The organism is Mucilaginibacter aquaedulcis (assembly GCF_030409325.1).
Classification (GTDB): domain Bacteria; phylum Bacteroidota; class Bacteroidia; order Sphingobacteriales; family Sphingobacteriaceae; genus Mucilaginibacter; species Mucilaginibacter aquaedulcis.
In genome coordinates, this window is sequence record NZ_JAUFPR010000001.1 from 388703 (window position 1) to 410886 (window position 22184).

16 protein-coding genes are annotated in these 22184 nt (G+C 44.0%); 2 read left to right on the forward strand and 14 right to left on the reverse strand.

Annotated features, from left to right (window positions below; translation table 11 throughout):
• Window positions 1-611: 611 nt before the first annotated feature.
• From QWZ01_RS01445 to QWZ01_RS01495, 11 genes are all read right to left on the reverse strand, one after another.
• Entirely contained in the window at window positions 612-1664 is a 1053-nt protein-coding gene (locus QWZ01_RS01445) for a sugar phosphate isomerase/epimerase family protein (protein ID WP_290321431.1), read from the reverse strand.
• Between the two features lie 7 nt (window positions 1665-1671).
• Entirely contained in the window at window positions 1672-2823 is a 1152-nt protein-coding gene (locus QWZ01_RS01450; RefSeq protein WP_290321432.1) for a Gfo/Idh/MocA family protein, read from the reverse strand.
• 135 nt (window positions 2824-2958) lie between these two features.
• Window positions 2959-3525: a gluconate 2-dehydrogenase subunit 3 family protein gene (locus QWZ01_RS01455; protein ID WP_290321433.1), complete on the reverse strand. Its 567-nt coding sequence runs from the start codon at window positions 3523-3525 to the stop codon at window positions 2959-2961.
• 108 nt (window positions 3526-3633) lie between these two features.
• Entirely contained in the window at window positions 3634-5064 is a 1431-nt protein-coding gene (locus tag QWZ01_RS01460; RefSeq protein WP_290321434.1) for a Gfo/Idh/MocA family protein, read from the reverse strand.
• A gap of 33 nt (window positions 5065-5097) precedes the next feature.
• Window positions 5098-6777 (reverse strand): GMC oxidoreductase, encoded by a 1680-nt coding sequence (locus tag QWZ01_RS01465; RefSeq protein ID WP_290321435.1) that lies wholly within the window; start codon window positions 6775-6777, stop codon window positions 5098-5100.
• A 295-nt stretch (window positions 6778-7072) separates the two neighbouring features.
• Window positions 7073-8788: a GMC oxidoreductase gene (locus tag QWZ01_RS01470; RefSeq protein ID WP_290321436.1), complete on the reverse strand. Its 1716-nt coding sequence runs from the start codon at window positions 8786-8788 to the stop codon at window positions 7073-7075.
• 6 nt (window positions 8789-8794) lie between these two features.
• The gene (locus QWZ01_RS01475) at window positions 8795-9349 is read right to left on the reverse strand and encodes a gluconate 2-dehydrogenase subunit 3 family protein (RefSeq protein WP_290321437.1); all 555 of its coding nucleotides are present in this window, start codon (window positions 9347-9349) and stop codon (window positions 8795-8797) included.
• Window positions 9350-9527: 178 nt separating this feature from the next.
• Window positions 9528-10445, reverse strand: a complete 918-nt coding sequence (locus QWZ01_RS01480) for a sugar phosphate isomerase/epimerase family protein (RefSeq protein ID WP_290321438.1) — start codon at window positions 10443-10445, stop codon at window positions 9528-9530.
• A 103-nt stretch (window positions 10446-10548) separates the two neighbouring features.
• Window positions 10549-12084 carry a TolB family protein gene (locus tag QWZ01_RS01485; protein WP_290321439.1) on the reverse strand — a complete coding sequence of 512 codons (1536 nt, stop codon included), beginning with the start codon at window positions 12082-12084 and terminating at the stop codon, window positions 10549-10551.
• 191 nt (window positions 12085-12275) lie between these two features.
• A complete protein-coding gene (locus QWZ01_RS01490) occupies window positions 12276-13349 on the reverse strand; it encodes a fatty acid desaturase (RefSeq protein WP_290321440.1) in 1074 nt (357 codons plus the stop codon).
• 521 nt (window positions 13350-13870) lie between these two features.
• On the reverse strand, window positions 13871-14440 hold the full coding sequence (locus QWZ01_RS01495; protein WP_290321441.1) for an acyl-CoA thioesterase: 570 nt from the start codon (window positions 14438-14440) through the stop codon (window positions 13871-13873).
• Between the two features lie 130 nt (window positions 14441-14570).
• Here QWZ01_RS01495 and QWZ01_RS01500 point away from each other — a divergent pair, with 130 nt between their 5' ends.
• Both QWZ01_RS01500 and QWZ01_RS01505 read left to right on the forward strand, forming a co-directional pair.
• The gene (locus QWZ01_RS01500; RefSeq protein ID WP_290321442.1) at window positions 14571-17372 is read left to right on the forward strand and encodes a TonB-dependent receptor; all 2802 of its coding nucleotides are present in this window, start codon (window positions 14571-14573) and stop codon (window positions 17370-17372) included.
• Between the two features lie 56 nt (window positions 17373-17428).
• Window positions 17429-18124: a toxin-antitoxin system YwqK family antitoxin gene (locus QWZ01_RS01505; protein ID WP_290321443.1), complete on the forward strand. Its 696-nt coding sequence runs from the start codon at window positions 17429-17431 to the stop codon at window positions 18122-18124.
• Window positions 18125-18154: 30 nt separating this feature from the next.
• On the opposite strand, the gene QWZ01_RS01510 is transcribed toward QWZ01_RS01505, so the two are convergent.
• The 3 genes from QWZ01_RS01510 to QWZ01_RS01520 form a co-directional block, all read right to left on the reverse strand.
• Window positions 18155-19390, reverse strand: coding sequence for a hypothetical protein (locus QWZ01_RS01510; protein ID WP_290321444.1), 1236 nt, complete (start codon window positions 19388-19390; stop codon window positions 18155-18157).
• 140 nt (window positions 19391-19530) lie between these two features.
• Complete coding sequence (locus QWZ01_RS01515; RefSeq protein ID WP_290321445.1) at window positions 19531-20028, reverse strand: FKBP-type peptidyl-prolyl cis-trans isomerase; 498 nt, start codon at window positions 20026-20028, stop codon at window positions 19531-19533.
• 24 nt (window positions 20029-20052) lie between these two features.
• The gene (locus QWZ01_RS01520) at window positions 20053-22071 is read right to left on the reverse strand and encodes a thioredoxin domain-containing protein (protein ID WP_290321446.1); all 2019 of its coding nucleotides are present in this window, start codon (window positions 22069-22071) and stop codon (window positions 20053-20055) included.
• Window positions 22072-22184 lie beyond the last annotated feature (113 nt).

Consider the following 22184-nt stretch of genomic DNA (forward strand, 5'->3'; position numbering starts at 1 on the left):
AAAGATATTTAGGTGAAAATTGGTTAATTGGTATACCAAATATAATGCTTTTATTAATCCGCGGTACCTGTCATGCTGAACTTGTTTCAGCATCCCATATGATGGGCTTTCCCGTTGGTACTCAGCGTGTGGGATCCCGAAATAAATTCGGGATGACGTTCTTTTACCTCAGCCGTTATTGATGTTCGGAATATTTTCAATTCCCTCCTTAGGGAGGGGTGTGGTGGAATTGTGTAATGGCAGGGAGGGGTTTTTACGCAATTTCAAACGAATAAGTCTGCCCCTGAAACCCCTCCCTACACCCTCCCAAGGGAGGGAATCGCACAGGCTCTCACTCTTTTATTTCTTCCGACACCTAATAGTGACAACATCTATATTGGCTAAGACGACGTTCCTTTTTGCTCTGCAGCGAGCTTTTAGCTTCAGCTTTCAGCTGAATGTAAGCTGAAAGCTTACTTCATGGTAACCACGAGATACGCTGCGCTAATCTCGTGGTAGTAATTTTTTTATTCACAATGTCATTTCAACCAAAGGGAGAAATCTTATACAATCGGCATAACCGATGTAGAAGATCTCTCCTCGTTCCTCGTTCGAGATGACACTTTGATAATTTATATTCCCAGTGTTTTGCGGTTGAACGCATCGTCTGAACCGGATGCTGCAAAATCGTCAAAAGCACGTTCTGTAACCCGGATAATATGATCCTTGATAAATGGGGCACCTTCTCTTGCTCCATCTTCCGGATGTTTAAGCGCGCATTCCCACTCTAATACGGCCCATCCTTTATAATCATATTGGGTAAGCTTGCTAAATATTCCTTTAAAATCTACCTGACCATCGCCCAGTGAGCGGAAACGGCCGGCGCGGTCAACCCAGTTTTGGTAACCACCATATACACCCTGCCTTCCGGTTGGGTTAAACTCGGCATCCTTAACGTGGAACATTTTTATGCGTTCGTGGTAAATGTCGATGTATTCCAGGTAATCCAGGCACTGCAATACAAAATGCGATGGATCATAAAGCAGGTTGGCACGTTTGTGATTGTTCACTCTCTCCAGGAACATTTCATAAGTGATACCGTCATGCAGATCTTCGCCCGGATGGATCTCGTAGCAAAGGTCGATGCCGTTTTCTTCGTACACGTCAAGGATCGGTGTCCAGCGTTTAGCGAGCTCGTCAAAAGCGGTATCAACAATACCTGCAGGGCGTTGCGGCCATGGGTAAACCATTGGCCAAAGCAGGGCACCGCTAAAGGTTACCGAAGCATTTAAGCCTAAGTTGCGAGAAGCCTGCGCAGCATATTTCAATTGCTGTACGGCCCATTTTTGCCTTTCGGCAGGGTTGTTACGATAAGCTTCAGGTGCAAAACCATCAAAAAGCGCATCATATACCGGGTTAACGGCTACCAGCTGGCCTTGCAGGTGGGTTGATAGTTCGGTGATCTCTAACCCGGCAGCGTTTACGATGCCTTTGATCTCATCGGCATAGGTTTTACTTTCGGCCGCTTTTTGCAGGTCGATAAAACGTGCATCAAGTGTTGGCAGCTGAACTCCTTTGTAGCCCAAATCTGCTGCCCATTTACAAATAGACTCCAGACTGTTAAACGGTGCTGCGTCGCCTATAAATTGCGCAATAAATATTCCCGGTCCTTTTATCGTAGTCATAATGTTTTTATATAGAAAAATCTGTCCACTTTTTATCTGATTTGCCCGAGGCTATCACATTTTCAATAAATGCCATACCACGTACGCCTTCTTTTATTCCCGGGTAATCCAGTTCTTCAGGAGTTGGTGTTTTCCCTTCAATACCTGCTTTTACCGTTAAGGCAAAGTTGCGATACAGGTTGCCAAATGCCTCCAGATAACCTTCCGGGTGACCAGCAGGTGTGCGGGTATTATGCTGCGCGAACGAGCTGGTGTAACCACCGCCTGTACGCCAAACCTCCATCGGTTTATCGGTATACATTAAGGTAAGCGAGTTAGCATCGGCCTGGTGCCATTCTAAACCGCCTTTTTCGCCATATACACGTATCTTAACATTGTTTTCTTCACCGGCGGCAATCTGGGTAGCGGTTAGTACGCCGCTTGCGCCGTTGTTGAACTTCAGCAGCGCGGCACCGTCATCATCCAGTTTACGGCCCGGTACTACTACATTGATATCGGCACAGATTTTAGTAACCTCTAAACCACTCACATACTCAGCCAGGTTAAAGGCATGGGTACCAATATCGCCCATAGCACCCGCAATACCGCTTTTACCCGGATCGGTGCGCCATGAGGCTTGTTTATTATCATCCCCTTCCAGAAAGCTGCTGAGCCATCCCTGCGGATACTCCACATAAACTTTACGAATGGTTCCTAATTTTCCAGATTTAATGAGTTGTTTGGCCTCTTTGATCATTGGGTAGCCGGTGTAGGTGTGGGTAAGGCAAAACAGTTTGCCTGTAGCCTGTACTACCTTTTCCAGCTCTTTGGCCTCGGCCAGCGAAAATGTCATGGGTTTATCCAAAACAACGTGGAAGCCGTTTTCAAGGGCTGCTTTTGCCGGTTCAAAGTGTACGTGGTTTGGTGTTACAATACTGATCACCTGTACACGCTCATCCTCGGGCAGTTGTTTTTCTTTTTCAATAAGCTCGGTATACGAGCTGTAAACGCGGTTGGGCTGTAAGCCTAATAACACACCGCTGGCTTTTGATTTTTCGGCATTGCTGCTGAAAGCACCGCAAACCAATTCATACTCGCCATCTATACGGGCGGCAATGCGATGCACGGCGCCAATAAACGCGCCCTGACCGCCGCCGATCATTCCTAATCTTAATTTCATTTGTAATTTAATAAGGGTATCAAGTAGTTAGTATCAGGTATCAAGATTAGCTATTGGCATCAAATACGAAGAGAATTTTTCTTTGTCCTGATACTTGATACTAACTACTTGATACCAAAACTTGCCACTAATTTATCACGTAGCCCAGGCTTTGTCGCCTTTTTTGTATGGAACGTTACCATCATAGCGTCCGGGTACGGCAATGTAGCGCAGGGCCTTAGTTGCACCAACTTCAGAAGTAAAGAAGCCCAGCAGGGTTAATTCTTTCATCATTCTGAAATAATGGTTAGGGTCTTCGGCTTTTTTGTTTTTGGTATATTCCTTTTGCTCAGCATCCAGTTCTGTAAGCAGCTCTGTGCGCTGTTTAGCATCGGCTTCCATAAACTTTTTGCCTAATTTTTTCTTGCTGGCTTCATCAAGGTCAGAGATACCTTTTACAAACACTTTCTGATCTTCAGGTTTGTAGCAATCCTGAACCATCAGTGCCATAAATGCACCAACATTGGCCGCTTTAGCGCCCGGTGTACTGGTAGCAGGTAAAATGGTTTCGCCAATTTCATTGAACAAAGCAACGTTGTCTTGATCAAACAGTTCGTTTACCTTTTTTGAGGTTGATTTACAGCCCGAGATAAAAAACTCGGCACCTATAATGGTTCCTCCAAGTATTAAACCAACCCTGCCAATAGCTTCTCTTCTATTCATAATTTGGTTATTGATTTACGTTAATTATTGGGTTATTGAATTATTGGATTATTGAATAATGACCTTTTCAAATCATTAACCCAATAATCCAGTTATTGCTTTTAAAGCTTACGCTTTTAATTTAAAGCCATCAGGATAATCCCTTTGGATGTATTTGTTAACCGCATCAAAGTTGGTAACCTTCATTGCTTTGTTATCCCATAGCAATTTAATATCACCACCTTGCAGGTCATGACCGCGTACGGCAAGGTTAGCCATTAACAAGGCCTCAGTAAGCGGACCAGCTTTATCAAATGATGAGCTTAGTTCAGTTTTACCGTATCCGGCTATACAGCCTTCAACCCACTGCGCGTAGTGACCTTCGGCACCGCCCGGTACACGAGCCCATTTTTTAGGCGCGTTTGCACTTGCAGTAAGTGATTTTGGCAACAGTGTTGCAGCATCAGAATAAGTGCTGGCATACATTTTACCTTTTGTACCAATAAACAGTGTACCGTTACCTTCTTCGCCGCCAAATTTTTCATTAGCTTCTAATTCAGCAGGCCTTTCAGGTGTAATACCACCATCCATCCAGTGCATGGTTACATCACCTTTGGTTTTATCTGTTTTAGGGAAAGTTAAAGTGATGTGGCTTGACGGAGGGCAGCTTTCAGGGAAACGGCCTTTTTTAAACTCATCAACATAAACACTGCCTACGCTGGCCTGTACATCTTTAACATATTGTAAACCCAGTACACGGAAAGGAGCTTCAACAAGGTGGCAGCCCATATCGCCCAGGGCGCCGGTTCCGTAATCCCACCATCCGCGCCAGTTAAACGGCACCAGTTTATCTACGTAATCTTTTTTAGGAGCAGTACCTAACCACAGATTCCAATCAAGCTCTTTAGGAATGTTTGGATCTGGCTGAGGCCATGCTATACCCTGAGGCCATACGGGGCGGTTTGTCCAGCAGTAAACGGTATGTACATCACCAATCAAGTCGGCATCATACCATTCAGACATCAGGCGGGTACCATCATTTGATGAACCCTGGTTACCCATTTGGGTAACTACTTTATATTTTTTAGCAGCTTCTGTTAATAAACGGGCTTCCCAGATATCATGAGTCATTGGTTTTTGCACGTAAACGTGTTTACCTAACTGCATGGCACTGTAAGTGATGATAGCGTGGTTATGATCTGGCGTTGAGATAGATACAGCATCAAAGTGTTTTGATTCTTTCTCAAACATTTCGCGCCAGTCTTTATAATACTTGGCTTTAGGGAAGTTGCCACGTGTTTTAGCCGATCTTCTGTCGTCCACGTCGCATAGGTAGGCAATCTCTGCCTTCCCGCTTTTGTAAAAGTTGGCAATATCGCTCTGTCCTTTACCACCGGCACCAACGCCGGCAATAAGTAAACGGTCGCTTGGGGCTGTGTAGCCTTTACCGCCCAGTACAAAACGCGGCACGATCATAAAGCTGGCCGCAGCAATTGTACCTTTTTTCAGAAACTCCCGCCTTGATGCATTGGGAGTACTTTTGTCCTGTTCTTCAGTCATGGGTAATTTTGAATTATGAATATCTGAATTAAATTAGATTTCTTTCTTTTTTAAAGCATCAACAGCATAGTTGGCCGCACGGGCGGTCATAGCCATATAAGTAAGTGAAGGGTTTTGGCATGCTGCCGATGTCATGAATGAACCATCAGTAACAAATACGTTCTTGGCATCCCAAACCTGGTTCCATTTGTTAAGTACCGATGTTTTAGGATCACGGCCCATACGTGCAGTGCCCATTTCATGGATACCACGGCCCAGGAACGGATTATCGCTATGGCTTTTTACATCTTTAGCACCCATAGCTTCCAGCATTTCCTTAGCATCCTTTTCTATTTCGATACGCATTTTAAGCTCGTTCTCTTTCAGTTCGGCATCAAATGCTAAAACAGGTAGTCCCCATTTATCTTTCTTGGTTTTATCAAGGGTGATCTTGTTTTCGTGGTATGGCAATGTTTCGCCAAAGCCCCCCATACCCAGCTGCCATGAACCTGGTTCGGTAAGGGCGTCTTTAAAGCCACCGCCAATGTTCATTTCGGCAATATCACGGCTCCAGCCTTCGCGGCTTGCAGCGCCCTGGTAACCAAAGCCACGGATGTAATCACGTTTTTCGCCATTCAGGTTGCGGTAACGCGGAATGTAGAAACCATTTGCCCTGCGGCCGAAATAGTATTTATCCTCGTAACCTTCTATCCTGCCCGATGCACCTACGTTAAGGTGGTGATCCATTACGTTATGGCCAAGCTCGCCGCTGCTGCTGCCAAGGCCATCAGGCCATATGTCGGTAGCAGAATTCATCATGATCCAGGTTGAGTTGAATGTTGACGCGTTAAGGAAAACTACTTTTGCAAAGTATTCATAGGTTTGGTTGGTTTCGGCATCCAGGATCTCTACGCCTTTTGCTTTTTTGGTATCCTTATCGTACAATATTTTGGTAACGATTGACCATGGCCTAACTGTTAAATTACCTGTTGCCATAGCAGCCGGCAATGTAGCCGATTGTGTACTGAAGTAAGCCCCGAACGGACAACCCAGCCAGCATTTGTTGCGGTACTGGCAATTGGTACGGTTGTTATGCGGCACGGTGATATTGGCGGTACGGCCAATAATCATGTGACGGGCTTCTTTATAATATTCTTTTAATCTTTTTGATACGTCTTTTTCTACCACGTTCATTTCCATTGGCGGCATAAAATCGCCATCCGGAAGTATAGGTAAACCATCTCTGTTACCAGATATGCCTGCAAATTTCTCTGCGTAGCTATACCAAGGAGCAACATCGGCATAGCGGATAGGCCAGTCAACAGCGATACCATCTTTTAAGTTGGCTTCAAAATCAACATCGGCCCAACGGTATGATTGCCTGCCCCACATGAGTGAGCGGCCACCTACGTGGTATCCTCTAAACCAGTCAAATCTTTTTATCTCGGTGTACGGGCTATCCTTATCGCTTGCCCAATAATCTAAATTTGTTTCATTTAGCGGGTAATCGCGCTTTAATACCGGGTAATCCTCAATCATTTTCTGTGTGCGCCCGCCTCTGTGAGGAAACTCCCAGGGAGCTTTGTTGGCATTTACATAATCTTTAACATGCTCGATGTTACGACCGCGCTCCAGCATAATGGTTTTCAAACCTTTTTCTGTTAGTTCCTTGGCAGCCCACCCGCCTGAAATTCCTGAGCCAACGACTATAGCGTCATAAGTGTTTGCAGACATATTTATTCGGTTAAATGGTTTTGTTTGTTAATTGGTTACTCTGCTAAATGTATGAATAAAAATTATTTTACAAATACTTCATTGTGTTTTTTTTACACAAAGGGTTTGTTGGTTTTAAATAGTGAACTATTATAAGTTATGAGTAGTGGGTTTTGAGTTATGAGTACTGAATTTTGAGTATTACTTCTCTTCACTCAAAACTCATCACTTAAAACTGGTTCCTCATCACTCAAAATTGATAACTTAACAGTATCGCCTGCCAAATTTATATTTAAAACTCAATACTCAAAACCTATTATGCGATATTTCCTTTTTTCATTTCACTAACGGCATGGTCAACAGCGCGGGCTGTTAAGGCCATATAAGTTAACGATGGGTTTTGGCAGGATGTGGAGGTCATGCAGGCGCCATCGGTAACAAACACATTGTTAACGGCATGCATCTGGTTCCACTTATTCAGTATTGATGTTTTAGGATCATTACCCATACGTGCGCCGCCCATTTCGTGAATATCCAAACCGGGAGCACGATGATCGCTCTCGGCTTTAATATTGGTGAACCCTGCGCTTGTAAACATTTCTGTTAACTGCTCAATATAATCCTTCTTCATCTTGGCATCGTTATCATCATAATCCATCGAGATCTTCAATAACGGTACGCCCCAGTCGTCTTTCAGTTTATCATCCAGTTTTACGTAGCTGGCTTCTTTAGGTATGGTTTCGCCCATCATGTGCGAGCCTACCGACCATGGACCAAGATCATTTTTAGCCAGGTTTTCTTTCAGGCTGCTGCCCACGCCATCCCAGCTGCGGTTTTGGCGCCTGTAAGCACTAAAACCAGCAGCATAGCCACGTAAAAAACCTGTTTCCTGTTTGTGCAGATTCCTGAACCTCGGGATATAGCCGCCACCTGCCGGGTTGCGGCCGTCGGTAGTCCATTCCAACAGGCCATCATATTCGGCACTCATGTGAGCCGAATAGTTATGGAAGGCCACATATTTGCCCAGCACACCGCTATCGTTACCTAAACCATTAGGGAAACGGTGCGATGTAGAGTTTAACAGCACCAGGTTAGTATTCATTGCCGCGGCATTCACGAAGATAACCTTGGCATAATATTCAATGGCTTCCTTAGTGTTGGTATCAATTATACGTACGCCGGTAGCCTTACCTTTACTTTCATCATAAATGATGGATTGCACCACCGAATGCGGCCTCAGGGTTAAGTTACCCGATTTTAAGGCCCATGGAATGGTTGACGCGTTGGCGCTGAAATAGCCGCCGAACGGACAGCCACGCTGACATAAGATACGTTCCTGACATTGTGCCCTGCCCTGATCAAGATGGATCTGGTTGGGTTTTGATAAATGCGCGCAGCGTGCGCTGATCACATGCCGGTTATATTTACTTTTAACATGTTTGCTAAAGTACTGCTCAACGCTGTTTAGTGGGAAGGCTGGCAAGAACTCGCCATCGGGAAGCTCGGCCAGGCCATCTTTATTGCCCGATATCCCAGCAAATTTTTCAACATAGCTGTACCATGGTGCAATATCGGCATAGCGGATAGGCCAATCCACAGCAAAGCCATCACGAGCGGGGCCCTCAAAATCAAAATCGCTCCAGCGCTGTGTTTGCCTGGCCCATAATAATGACTTGCCCCCTACCTGATACCCGCGAATCCAGTCAAACGGTTTATCCTGTATGTATGGGTGTTCTTTATCCTTTACAAAAAAGTGAGCGGCATCTTCATGGAAAGCGTAGCAGCGGTTTACCACCGGGTTCGCTTCCTGAACGGCCATCGGCATTTCGCCACGGTGCTCAAACTCCCAGGGGTACATATTGGTGGTTGGATAATCCTTAATATGTTTTACATCCCGCCCTCTTTCCAGTATCAGGGTTTTATATCCTTTATCGGTAAATTCCTTAGCAGCCCAGCCACCACTCATCCCCGACCCAATTACAATGGCATCAAAAGTACGTTCCTTAACACTATCTATATTTAAATTGGCCATGTTGTATTAAACTGCTTGTTTTTTAACCGGGTAAAATGCATTGTACCTGCCTGGTACCAATTCATAAACCACTTGTTTGGTCATAAAGTATTTAGAGGTGGTGTAACCGTTAACGGTTTGGCCCTTAACCAGGTTGTAAAAGGTTTTAAGCTCTGGTGGGTAGGTGGTGCTTTTAGGGTCTTTCCTATCCTTATCAATGGCTAAAAGTATTTCTTCGCGCTGTTTGGCATCGCAATCGCTGAATGAGCGGTTATTTTGTTTTTTAACCAGATCAGTAAACTGGCCCATGCCGGTTATAAAATCCTGCTGATCTTTTTTGGTACAGCAATCATCAACCATTTTTAGTACAAACAGGTGCAGCTGCAGATCCTTTGCGCCGGGCGTAGTGGTTTTAGGGATAATGGTTTCGGCCATATCACCTATCAGCTTTTCCTGATCGGCATCAATGTTAATATTTTTGAGGCCGATAGATGCCTTGCCCTTTTCCTGCATACAGGATGGCAGTATGGCGGCCCCTCCAATAATTAAAGCCAGATTTTTTATAACAGTACGCCTGTTCATATATGGTAAATGGTTTTAGCAGCGCTTATTCGGATAGAAGGAACAACTAATTGCACCTTGGATTTCTATTTAATATACTATGCCTGGATTTATAAACGATTTTCAAACTTAATAAAATTAGCAGCTTAAAAAAGAGCCAAACCTAAAAATTATTGTGAGTGAATGTACCTTATTAATATCAATAACCCCATTTTTTCATGATTTGTAAATCAATTTTTACACAATCAACGGGGTCTTTTCCCTGGTATGATTCCTGCTCAATGATAAACAGCGTGGTACCGCCCTTTTTGCTGGCTGCCTTTACCACCTCTTTAACAGGCAATAAACCCGAGCCTAATATGGTGCTTTCGGTATCATCGCCGTCTGCTTTCATGGCAACCTTAATTTCATCCTTTACGTGCATTGATTCAAAGCGGCCAGGATATTTGTTTATAAAATCAAGCGCCACACCGCCGGTGCTGAACATGTTACCCATATCCATTTGCTGGGCTACCAATGCAGGATCAGTGTTCTGGATGATGAAATCATACAGGGTAATGTCGCCAACTTTGGTACTGATCTCGAAGTTGTGGTTATGATAGCCAAACTTCATTCCCGATTTTTTACATAGCTCGCCGCATTTATTAAACTGCTCCATAAAGCGTTTTAAGCCTTCGGTATCTTTACGCAGGCTTTCATCAAGCCATGGGCTTATCACATAACGCTGACCAACGGTGGCAGCATCTTCAATGGTATATTTCCATTTATCGGTAAAATCATTTTTAGAGGCGTCCCAGTCCTGGGCGGTCATTACGGTGTGGCCGCTGGGCATTTTCAATTCCAGATCGGTCAGTACCTTTTTAAATTCCTTTGCGGTATAACCATAAAACTTACGATCAATATAATTGGCATGTTCCACATGGTGATAACCTGCGTCGGCCAGTTTTTTAAGTGTTCCCTGCGGATCTGTTTTCATGGCATCGCGCACGCTGTAAAGCTGCACACCAACGCGCTGAAGGCGTTTTTGGTCGGCGGCTAATAAATTATCGGGCAATAAGGCGGCACCTGCTAAAGCCAGGGCACCTGTTTTCAGAAATGATCTGCGGGTGGTTTGCATGATGTATTATTTTAAGGTTAATTATTAGTGCAAAAAGAAATTAAAATCAAGATACAAGAAAATTGCCGACAAAAACAAATAACAGCCTATTCTATGCATTCAATTATTTACTCATCGGAAATACCGGGAACAACAATTGCGAATTGCTCACAAAAGCAATGTGCTTACTATCCGGCGACCATGACGGGGTGTTGATGGTACCCTGCCCGCCATACAAATAGGCAACCACTTTTGACGGGCCGCCGCCTACCGGCATTACCCGTATAAATACGTGTTTGTAAAAAGGGTGATCGCCCGGTTCAACTTCATTTTTGAGGAAGGTGATATAGCAGATCCACTTACCATCGGGCGATACGTGCGGAAACCAATTGTTATGATCATCATTGGTGATCTGGGTTTGCTCGCTGCCATCAGCCTTCATACGCCAAACCTGCATTAAGCCGCTGCGAACCGAATTAAAGTAGATGTATTTGCCATCGGGTGTGTACTCGGGGCCATCATCCAAACCGGGAGTATTGGTAAGCCGCTCCTCCGGGCCGCCGCCTGATGGTATGCGGTAAACATCAAACTCCTTACCCCGCTGTCCGCAAAATACTATATACTTGCCATCGGGCGACCAGCCATGCATATAGCTCGCGCCTACCCCCACAGCCGAAATTCTTTTGGCATCGCCGCCTGTAACCGGAACGGTATAGCCTATAGAGGGGCCGCCATCGCCACTGCTGATGGCCAGCATTTTACCATCAAAGGATAGTACGTGATCGTTATTATTATTTTTTGCCTGGCCTGTATTCAGCACCGTTGGTTCGCCGGTTTTAAGGTTGAATTTGTACAGGGAGCCTTCGCTGTTATAAATGAGCGATGAACCATCATGCATCCAGTTTGGAGCCTGCAATGATTTTGGCGACTGGTATATTACCGTGCTGTTTTGCGTGGCCATATCCAGCAGCTCAATACTGCTGCCCAGGTACTGTTTATAAGCTACCAGTGTGGCCGGCGCCGGTACAACTATACGGGTATTACTAAATGTGGCTTTCTCAGATACGTTGGCATTGTGCGAGCAGATGAATATACCTACATAAACATCATCGCCCAGGTCAACATCGCTTACCTCTTCGGTGGTAAACATATCGCCTTTGCGCGCTACCGACATGGTGTAGGTGTTGCCCTTACGTTCCAGTTGTATCACATCGGCGCCGGTAACGGCCGATTTTTTTTCTTCGGTGATGCCGCCTACGGTTTTGCGGTATTGCAGCGAGGTTAAGCCATCGCCATGCACAACCGCGTTAATATGCTTTGAATTAGAATCAAGCGATGTGCGGATCATCAAGCCCACCTTACGATGCGCCTCAACGCCTTTGCCTATAAAGGCCGCATTGGTACGCAAAATAAAATCGCCTTTCATGCGCTTCCACACAAAATGAAAAGCATCGGCATTGGCCCATATGTTATTCCCCGAGCCCTCCAAATGGTACTGCTGCAGTTTAGGATCATATTGCGCGTTTCCCTTATGTTTTACAACACCCACATCGGTTTGGGATTCAAATATGCCCACACCGGCTGTTTGAGCATTTACTTGTTTACTAAAAAGCACAAAGCATGGCAAACAAAAAATCAGGTAGAATAATTTGGTACGCATTGGTTTGGTGTTTATGTTACACTATATAATTGGTTCACTAAGTTATAAATTACATTGGTAAATAAAATAGTAGTATTTTAAATATCATACATGTTACATATACTCATTTTCAGGCTTATGGTGATGCGGGTATAAAGCAAAAAAGGCCCGACAGATTATTATCGGACCCTTTTATTTTATGTTAAAAGCTATTATTCGGTTACCAGCAGCGGATTAACTTTATTAGGATATTCGGCAACAGGTACAACTACCTTCGCGGTGCAATACTCCAGCAAAAATTGTTTTTTAGAATCGCGGTACGAACTTACGGCACCTATCATGCTCAAAAATTTAATATAACACCAGGCCAGATCAAACTGGTATGGCTTAAAGCCTGAACGCGCACTTTTTGGGAACAGGTGATGGTTATTGTGCCATTCGCCGGCAACATAACCCGGCCATAACTGGTTGATCGACATATCCTCGCGGTTATGATCAACACCATCGCGGCGTTTATCCTGCCCTTTGCCATGTCCCTCGTAATTAAAGGTACGTACACCAACGGCCCAGATACCGGCCGAACCAAAAACCGCACAAGCCAGGCCCATGCCACCCATCAGGAAAAATGCCGCGAACCAAAAACCCCAGTTCAGAATGATACCAGCAATGGTACGGTATGGGTTGGCAATAGTTCCCCATTTTTGATACTGCGCATAGGTATTGGGTTTTATACCTGTATGTTTCATCAGGTTAATGCAGCGTTTATAATCGGCTTCGCTTAGTTTACGCGCAACAGGCTGGTGATTTACATCGGCCAGGAAGCAATACATAAAACCACCCTGCGCGTTGTATGGATCACCGGGCTGATCAGACAAAGCGTGATGCACGTGATGCGAGATAGCGTAAATCTCTTCAGGAATAATTTTAAGCGTTAAGTTTTGTGTAAAGAAACGCCAGAATTTATTGCTGAAAGTGTAAGCCCCATGAGTGCAATACCGGTGGTGCCAGATGGTGCCATGCGTACCCATGATGATCATGCTGTACACAAACGCCACTATTAAACCGGTTATACTGAAATATTTAAATATAAATAAGGATAAAAAAGGCACTAATGACAGTACCAGGAACCAGCTCAGGAACGAGAGCCAGTTTTTTTTGTCTTTAAATACGTTTAGTCTTGAAAAAAATTCTTTTACAATTTTGCCATTAGATGGTTTAGCAAGGTTACCATCTTCATCCGTCCAGCCGTACGAAGGCGGTTCCAGCACCGAGTTTAAAAAAGCCATTAAGTTTTGGGAGATTAATTTATGTAGAGGATTTTATTTGGTTCACAATGTAGGTGAAAAATATCACCTTATTGTCATTTTTTAAATATAAATACGTTCATTGCCAATCCCTACTAAAACTTAAACCCTTTTCGGAATAGTCCTTCGGGTTGTAAGTGGGATATGTTTACTTGAGCTATGAGGTTTGAGATGATCGGCGATGAGATGATAAGGCTTTTCAACTATTGACAGTTATACGCAACTGTTAACGTTCTTGTTCAGGACTCTTTGGTATATAAACTCCAAAGTTGAACTTATATTTCAATAAAGAAATAATTTTGTCAGAAAAATGTCATGGACAGCCTGACCGTTGATTGAAGTGATCTTGACCGTTGATTTATTTGATTTCGATGATTTCGTTGATTTTTTGCCTGAACTATGATTTTCAGGATCTAAGGCTTGCCGCTATTTCTTTTTGAAAGCAAACTTAAAAAAATCCCGAAATCCAATAAATCCGTTTAATCCTGGTTCAGACAAAAAGACTACTCCCCCGCTACCAGGCAGCGCTCGCCCATGAGCAGTTCAATGCAATGCTCGTAGTTGTCGGGCATCTGGATACGCTCTACCTCCTGCATGTAGCTTTGTTTGATCTCTTTGCGGCGGCGGGCTTCAATAAAACGCCTTACCTGCTCGCGGTTTTCGAGGATGAGGCCGGGCACTTTTACGGGTTTGTTGTTCTCATCTTTGGCTACCATGGTAAAATAGCTGGTGTTGGTATGCAGCACCGAGTTATTCTTGATATTTTCTGATATCACCCTGATGCCTACCACCAGTGAGGTTTTACCAACATAATTAACCGAGGCCATGAGCGATACCAGTTCACCCACCTCCACCGGGTGTAAAAAATCCACGGTATCAATGGAGGCGGTTACGCAGTAGTTTCCGGCGTGTTTGGCGGCGCATACGTAGGCCACCTTATCCATCAATGATAGCAAGATGCCCCCGTGTATCTTACCACCAAAATTGGAGTATGAGGGGATCATCAATTCGGTAATGGTGGTTTGCGAAAAACCCACGGTTTTATAGTCGGACTGGTCAGTTAAGGCTGTCATGATGGTTAAGTTGTATTTATTACAAGTTTAAGCATCAAAAATTATTTTTTGCAACAATTGTATTACATACACTTAATCATTTAAACTAAATTAAACCTTTGCGGTCAATAGCGTAAAATTAACCTGAACTATGACCCAACGCGTACTGCTTATATTTTTTCTTTGTTTGTTTTTTATAGGCCGTACTATGGCTCAGCAGGGTCGACAGGTTATTGGTTCGGTTACAGATACTACTGGCACCGTGCCTGGCATTAATGTAAAGCTTACTTCTGATAAGGATAGCATATCCGTGGCTACAGGTACTACGGGGATGTTCAGCTTTCCGGCTGTGCTATCAAAAACTTTTAAAATAACGGTAAGCGGTATCGGCTACCAAACGCTGGTGCGCCGCTATGTGATGGATGATGCGACGGGCCCCATCAAGCTTGACCCGATCAAGGTAAAAGTACAAACCAACTTTTTAAAAACCGTTAAAGTAGTAGCCGAGGCCAACCCCATCACCATAAAAGAGGATACGGTTGAGTATAAAGCCAGTTCGTATAAAGTGCGTGAGGGTTCGCCGGTAGAGGATTTACTTAAAAAACTACCCGGTGTAAGTGTTGATAACAATGGCAATGTTACCGCGCATGGCAAACAGGTAACCAAGGTACGGGTTAACGGCAAAGATTATTTTACCGGCGATGTGCAAACCGCCACCCAAAACCTGCCTGCCGATATTGTGGAGAACATTCAGGTAATTGATGATTACGGCGACCAGGCCAACCTCACCGGCATCAAAACCGGCGACCCTGATAAGATACTGAACATCACCATTCAGAAAGGTAAAAGCCGTGGCAACTTTGGCCAGGGCAGCGTAGGTGTTGGTAACGACGACCGTTACCAGGCCCGCCTGTCGGCCAATTCATTTTTAGATGCCCGCCAAATAGCGGTTATAGGCACGCTTAACAACACCAATACCAACTCGTTTAACCTTGGTGGCAGCGGTGGCGGCGGCGGAAGGGCCGGCCGGGGCGGTGGTGGCGGCAGCGGCGGATCGCAGATCAGTACGGCAAACGGCATAACTACCAACCGCTCAATCGGTACCAACTACCGTGATGACTGGAGCAAAAAAATGACCGTTTATGGCAGCTACAGCTTCGCCGATAAAGATAAGGACCAAAGCACCATCACCCAACAGCAAAACCAATTTCAATCGGGTACGCTGATCAACAATGATAACAGCGACGATAAAAATCACGGCATTAACCACCGTTTTGATTTTAATATGGAGTATAAGATAGATACTTCTAATTACCTTAAAATAAACCCGAGCTTCTCTTACGGCATATCAAACGATGTAAGTACCGATGTTTTCAGCAACATGCGCAACAGCAGCGTAGTTACGGGTAATGAGCTGGCCCTAACAGATGCCACATCACAAAGCGGAAACCTGAATGTGTTATACAACCATAAGTTTCATAAAAAGGGTCGTAACTTTAGCATGAATGCCGTATTTGGTGTAAGTAAAAGCGATCAGGGCTTAAATGACCAGTATACTACTAAACAAGATACCGTTACCACGCAGCTTTTTCAGCAAATAAATTCTAACAACAACTCGCAACGGGTAAGCGTGCATTTATCATACATGGAGCCTATCGGTAAATCAACCTACCTGGAGGGCAATTATAATTACAGCTATACCAATACCGATAACAACCGCTATAACTACCGTGTTGACCCAATCACAGGCAAACAAACCTATGTAGATTCATTAAGCACAATTTACAACAGCCAGTTTATTACCAACCGTTTCGGCATAAATTTGAGGGGGATAGGTGCCAAATATAATTACACCATAGGTATGGCAGTACAGCCATCAACCCTTAACGGCGAGGCCCATGCCCAGCGTTTTAATACCAATACCTTTAATTATATCCCTACGGCAAGGTTTATTTATAATTTTTCGCGCAATCACTCCTTCACCATTAATTACAGCGGTTCAAACAGCCAGCCATCTTTTACGCAGCTGCAGTTACAGCCCGATTACTCGAACCCGCAAAACCGGGTTTACGGTAACCCTGATCTGAAGCCATCGTTTACCAATAACATCAACCTGCGTTATAACCAGTTTGATATTGAAAGCGGTAACTCCCTGTTCACCAATCTGTCGTTTTCCGAAACGCAAAACGCTATTGTTACTAATACCAGCCCGGTTTATAATGCCAATGCGGCCGGGCACAGTACATCAACAAAAGATAGTACCATACAGGAAACCCATTACCTGAATACCAATGGTCTTTACAATGTGAGTGGTAATTACGCCTTTTCAAAACCCTTTGCCAACCGCAAATTCACGATAACGGCAAGCGGCAGCGCTGGTTACAGCAATAACGTATCTTACATTGAAGATCAACGCAATACCGGTAAAAACTGGGTACTGAGCCAGGGCTTAAAATTACGTACAGATATTGACAGCGTTATGGATACCGAAATAAGCGGTAATTACAGCATCAATACTACCCGTTACAGCCTGCCATCGTCCCTGAATACCGATGCCAGCACCTGGACGCTGGGTATAGACGGGCGCAACTACTTTTTTTACAGCTGGGTGCTGGGTTATAACTTAACCCAAACCATTAACCATGGTTTTAGCAGCACGGTGAAAGCCAACCCTACCCTGCTGAGTACTTACCTCGAATATCAATTCCTGGCAAAACATATCGCGTCGTTACGCTTTCAGGCCTTTGACCTTTTTGACGAGAATAAGGGCGTAAGCCGTACAGTATCCGGCAACCAGATCATTGATACCCGTACCAACAGGCTGGGCAGGTATTTTATGCTCAGCTTTAGCTTGCGCTTGCAAAAATTTAAAGGCAGTCGCCCGGGTAGCAGTGGCGGCGGCCGACGAGGTGGTATGGGTGGTGGTAGTCGGCGCGGCGGTGGCCGGGGCTGATTTTTATAACGGTGTTTTGCTATTCAGTAAAACCTGTTTTATATTTACCCAAATTGATGAGTTTGAAAAACCTTATTTTACTCCTTGCAGCCATTTTTTATCTCAACACCGGTTTCGGGCAGGAAACTACGGTAGTAAAGCATAAGCTTACCGATGGTGTTACCGAAAAAATATCAGTATTAAAAAGTGATAAAGGCATTCGTCAGGGTTTGTACCAGGCCGTAAGCGATGAGGGCAGAGCTGTAGCCAGCGGCAACTTTGAACACGATAAAAAGGTAGGCGTTTGGCATTTTTATGATATGCGCGGCCGTCTGGTTCAAAACTACGACTATACCAAAAAGCAACTATTGTACGAGGCCTTAGAAGATACTACCTCAAACCTGCGGTATTTTGTTGATAAGATTTTAACCGATACCGACCGCACCACCAAGCCGGTTAAGCCCGGCGGCCGGTATTTTGGATACATCCCTTATTTAAAATTATTTAAGCTGCCCCAATCTCTTATGGGAATTGATCGTTTGCAATCGGTAGCCGTGATTGAATTGCTGGTGAGCCCCTACGGCCGCCTGGCCGATTATAAGGTACACCTGTATAGCGGCCCTACCTACGAAAAGGTATTTAACATGAACCTGAATGCCCTTAACGAAGAGGATAAGATATTTATACCCGCCACCATTAACAATGAGCCTGTAGGCTGTCGCATCATGATCAGATGCAGCATTGATAACTATGGCGGGATCGGCTTTTTTTAGCCGGATAATTTATACGTCAGTCACACCTAATTAATGGAATATATATGCTATTCCTGCTTGTAAACTGCTTGCCCGCATACTTGAAGCCATACTCGCAGACGGTATATAGACGGCTGAGATATCAAACTGTTTTGCAAGTACAACTCCTATTTTAACAGGGAAAGAAATCCAGGCCGACGATACATCCAATACGTCGTTGGTGGTTTGGTTGGAGTAATTATTGTGATACACATTACCCGTGTATTTTGAAAAATTTGCGGCAACGCCTCCGTCAATATAAAATTTAAAATTAACCGCGTTGTACAAGTTATACTGTATCTGCGGATTCAGTGCAACCACATACTGATCAAAACCATAAACTGATTTTGATAAAGGCCGCGAATCTAAATAGGAATCAACATTGGTTGTGTATGTATTTTTTGTGCCTGAAATCTCAACTTTTAAAACCAGCTTACCAACAGCCGGGTTAGGATAAAAATTCAACCCCGCTACCACTTTTGGAAATACTGAAGTATGCGAAGTTGCATTATAAAATGGATAATCGGTACCTCGTGGCTTAAATGTGGTTGAGTTTAACAGAAGGCCGACATAAAATCTTACAGAAGGCTCTCCTGAAGCGTTTTTAGCAGCGTTGGTATTGTTTATTTTATGAATTATGGCATTGATATCTTCTGCATTGTAATGCGCTTGATCAATCATGCTTAAAAAATCACCGGTAGAAGCATTATACTTATTTGCCAGCTCCATTAACTGGGCTTTATAGCCGTCTTCATTCCTTGTGTTATTTCCCTGTTCTTCAGTAAAATAAATCCTGAAGATAAGCTCTGAAATATTACCGGTATGATTATCCTTCACAAAAAACCGGGTCTTGATATTATCTACGTATAAATATAAGTTAACATGAGGACCTGCTTGCTCTAACTTAAGGAAAATGCTTTTGTTTATAAAACTGGTATCGCGACCAACAGAGATCTTTGATACATCAATTTTATCCGTACTTATTTTCCCCGAATATCTCAGATAAGAGGAAATGTTATTAATTTGAAAAGCTTTTATTTCTGTTACCGTTAATATCCTGGTACCCGCGTTTTGTTCTTTTTTAAATGTGATTTCACCGGGATACAGGGCATCCTTTAAATCAATTAAGCCGTGCGTAGTATCTCCTTTTAAGCTTACCACATAACCTGGTTTAAAATTACTTTGCGCGAATGAAAAAAACGGAAAAAACAGCAATGCTGCTAATGAGAGTTTGAAAAAGAGCTTCATGAAAGTGATAAAATTTAGATTTAGTTTCCGCAAGATATAAGATTATTTTAATATCCTATAGCGCTGATACAGAATTAACAAAAACAAAAAAAGCCCGTTATTTACATAACGGGCTTCCTGATATAATTTTAATACTAAAATTAGTGAGCGTGGTGACCATCCGCGCCGTGCGCGTGGCCATGTGATAACTCTTCTGGAGTTGCAGGGCGTACATTTAATATGCTGCCTTTAAAGTGCAGTTCCTGGCCAGCCATCGGGTGGTTAAGGTCAACAATTACTGCATCTTCACCAACAGATACTACCTGAGCCTGGAAACGGTTACCGTTGTTATCTTGTAAAGGCAAAACACTGCCAATTTCAGGAATTTCCTGACCCTGGAACATATCTTTAGGCAGGTTGGCTACAGCTTCCTGATCATACTCTCCGTAAGCATCCTGTGCCGAAAGACGAAACTCATAAGTATCGCCGGTTGATAGCGTGCTCAGGTTTTCTTCAAACTTTGGAAGCATCTGGCCGGCTCCAAATAAAAAGGTTAGCGGTTGTTCTTGAGTGGCACTTTCTGCTAAAGTTTCGGTACCGTTCTGGTCAACATACAAGTCGTAAGTTAATGACACTACGTGCTGAGGTTCAATTTTCATTGTAAAGTGATTTTAAATAAGCAATCAGGCTTCTGCCACTTGTTTTAGGGCTTCGGCCGTGTTATTAGCAGGTAATCCGCAGGTTTTATCTTTACAAACAAAAATTTGTGTTGATTTACCAAACTTATCCTGTAGCAAAGGTAAACTTCCTTTTTTACCACCCAATATTATTTTATTGGGTATGTAATTATTTTCCATTTCCTGCCGCACAGTTTCGGCGTCGTGCCCTGTAATCGCAATTTCATAGGTGCCAAACACTTCTTCCAGCAATAATATAGTCCAGTTTGAATAGGCTGTACCATATTTAGCCAGTTGCGGCATAATGTTGCGTAACAGCTGCGCCGAAACCGCTGCATAACTTTCATTATCAAAAAGCAAGCCTAACTTTTTAAGGTTACGTGCCATTACCGAATTACTGGAAGGTATCACCCCATCCATAATTTCGTTTTTACGGGCTATCAATTGCTCATCGTCATCGGCCGTGTAGTAGAAAATACCATTTGCTTCGTCATAATAATGCTCTATAGCAGTATCGGTAAGGCCTTTGGCCTTATGCAGCCATTCTTCATCAAAGGTAACTTCGTAAAGGGCTATCAGCGCGTCGATAATATTGGCATAATCATCTAAAAAAGCAACCTGTGCGTCATCTGCTGACTTATTGCTATTATAAACCCTTATCAGCCTGCCATTTTGACTTATCATATTCATCATCATGAACGATGCGTTTTCAAGGGCCAGCTCCAAATAGCCTGATTTATTAAATGCACGGTAAGCATCGCAAAGCCCCTTTAGCATCAAACCATTCCACGACGCCAGAATCTTGTTATCCAAGCCGGGCCTTACCCGCTTGCTGCGCACCTCGAACACTTTTTGGCGCGAAGCATCTATTTTTTCTAAAAGATCATCAACACCGAGGCCCAGTTTCGCGGCCAGCTGCTCATCGGTTTCCTTGCGGAACAGTACGTTGGAGTGTTCCTCTTCCCAGTTACCATCTTCAGTGATATGATAATATATGCAGAAAAGTTCAGCATCATCGGCACTAAGAATCTCTTCAATTTCAGTCTTGGTAAATATGTAGAATTTGCCCTCAACGCCTTCACTATCCGCATCAAGCGCCGAGTAAAAACCCAGCTGGGGTGACACCAGCTCGCGGGTACAAAAATCAATGATCTCGTCAACAATTTGCTCATACAGCGCATCGGGCTGCCAGGTGTACGCTTCGGCATACAGGCTAATAAGCTGGGCATTATCATACAGCATTTTTTCAAAGTGCGGCACATGCCAGCGGCCATCAACTGAGTAGCGTGCAAAGCCGCCGCCAATATGATCATATATCCCCCCGAAAGCCATCTTATGCAAGGTAAGTTTCACCTGGGCAGCAATGGCATCATCCTTCATCAAATGGGCATAACGCATAAGCAACTGCCAGTTGCCTGGCTGTGGAAACTTAGGTGCGCTGCCCGTGCCGCCCTCGTGCTTATCAAAATAGCGGGTCCAATTGTCGGCAATAAGCTCCAGGTCGGCTTTGGTATATTCGGGCTGTTCGGCAATAAACTCCACCGATTCATATTTCTGGATACCTTCGGTAAGTCGCACAGCATACTCTTCGGCCTCTTCTGGTTTTTGTTTATAAAAATCGGCCAGGTTAAACAGCAGCGATGTCCAGTCGTTTTTGCGGAAATAAGTACCGCCATAAATAGGCCGCTGATCGGGCAGGCAAATGCAATTGAGCGGCCAGCCGCCGCGTCCGCTCATTAAAGTAACGGCACTCATGTAAATCTGGTCAACATCGGGGCGTTCTTCCCTGTCAACCTTAATACAAACAAAGTATTCGTTCATTACGGCAGCTACAGCCTCATCTTCAAAACTTTCATGTTCCATTACGTGGCACCAGTGGCAGGCCGAATAGCCAATACTCACCAATATCAGTTTATTTTCGGCTTTGGCCTTGTCAAGGGCCTCCTTGCCCCAAGGGTACCAGTTAACCGGGTTATTGGCATGTTGTAATAAATAAGGCGATGTTGAATTGGCCAAACGATTCATAGTATATGTAGTTTGATTGCAAAGGTGCAGATATAATTACACCTGTAATGTATATAGGTTTTAAGTTTAAAAAGTTTTTACCGGGGAGTGTTAATTTTTGAAGAAAACTACTC

Coding starts and splice junctions, on each gene's coding strand:
- QWZ01_RS01470 (WP_290321436.1), bottom strand. CDS start 8,788: ATGGCCAATTTAAATATAGATAGTGTTAAGGAACGTACTTTTGATGCC.
- QWZ01_RS01505 (WP_290321443.1), top strand. CDS start 17,429: ATGAGTTTGAAAAACCTTATTTTACTCCTTGCAGCCATTTTTTATCTC.
- QWZ01_RS01515 (WP_290321445.1), bottom strand. CDS start 20,028: ATGAAAATTGAACCTCAGCACGTAGTGTCATTAACTTACGACTTGTAT.
- QWZ01_RS01520 (WP_290321446.1), bottom strand. CDS start 22,071: ATGAATCGTTTGGCCAATTCAACATCGCCTTATTTATTACAACATGCC.
- QWZ01_RS01480 (WP_290321438.1), bottom strand. CDS start 10,445: ATGCAAACCACCCGCAGATCATTTCTGAAAACAGGTGCCCTGGCTTTA.
- QWZ01_RS01485 (WP_290321439.1), bottom strand. CDS start 12,084: ATGCGTACCAAATTATTCTACCTGATTTTTTGTTTGCCATGCTTTGTG.
- QWZ01_RS01495 (WP_290321441.1), bottom strand. CDS start 14,440: ATGACAGCCTTAACTGACCAGTCCGACTATAAAACCGTGGGTTTTTCG.
- QWZ01_RS01500 (WP_290321442.1), top strand. CDS start 14,571: ATGACCCAACGCGTACTGCTTATATTTTTTCTTTGTTTGTTTTTTATA.
- QWZ01_RS01465 (WP_290321435.1), bottom strand. CDS start 6,777: ATGTCTGCAAACACTTATGACGCTATAGTCGTTGGCTCAGGAATTTCA.
- QWZ01_RS01460 (WP_290321434.1), bottom strand. CDS start 5,064: ATGACTGAAGAACAGGACAAAAGTACTCCCAATGCATCAAGGCGGGAG.
- QWZ01_RS01455 (WP_290321433.1), bottom strand. CDS start 3,525: ATGAATAGAAGAGAAGCTATTGGCAGGGTTGGTTTAATACTTGGAGGA.
- QWZ01_RS01475 (WP_290321437.1), bottom strand. CDS start 9,349: ATGAACAGGCGTACTGTTATAAAAAATCTGGCTTTAATTATTGGAGGG.
- QWZ01_RS01510 (WP_290321444.1), bottom strand. CDS start 19,390: ATGAAGCTCTTTTTCAAACTCTCATTAGCAGCATTGCTGTTTTTTCCG.
- QWZ01_RS01445 (WP_290321431.1), bottom strand. CDS start 1,664: ATGACTACGATAAAAGGACCGGGAATATTTATTGCGCAATTTATAGGC.
- QWZ01_RS01490 (WP_290321440.1), bottom strand. CDS start 13,349: ATGGCTTTTTTAAACTCGGTGCTGGAACCGCCTTCGTACGGCTGGACG.
- QWZ01_RS01450 (WP_290321432.1), bottom strand. CDS start 2,823: ATGAAATTAAGATTAGGAATGATCGGCGGCGGTCAGGGCGCGTTTATT.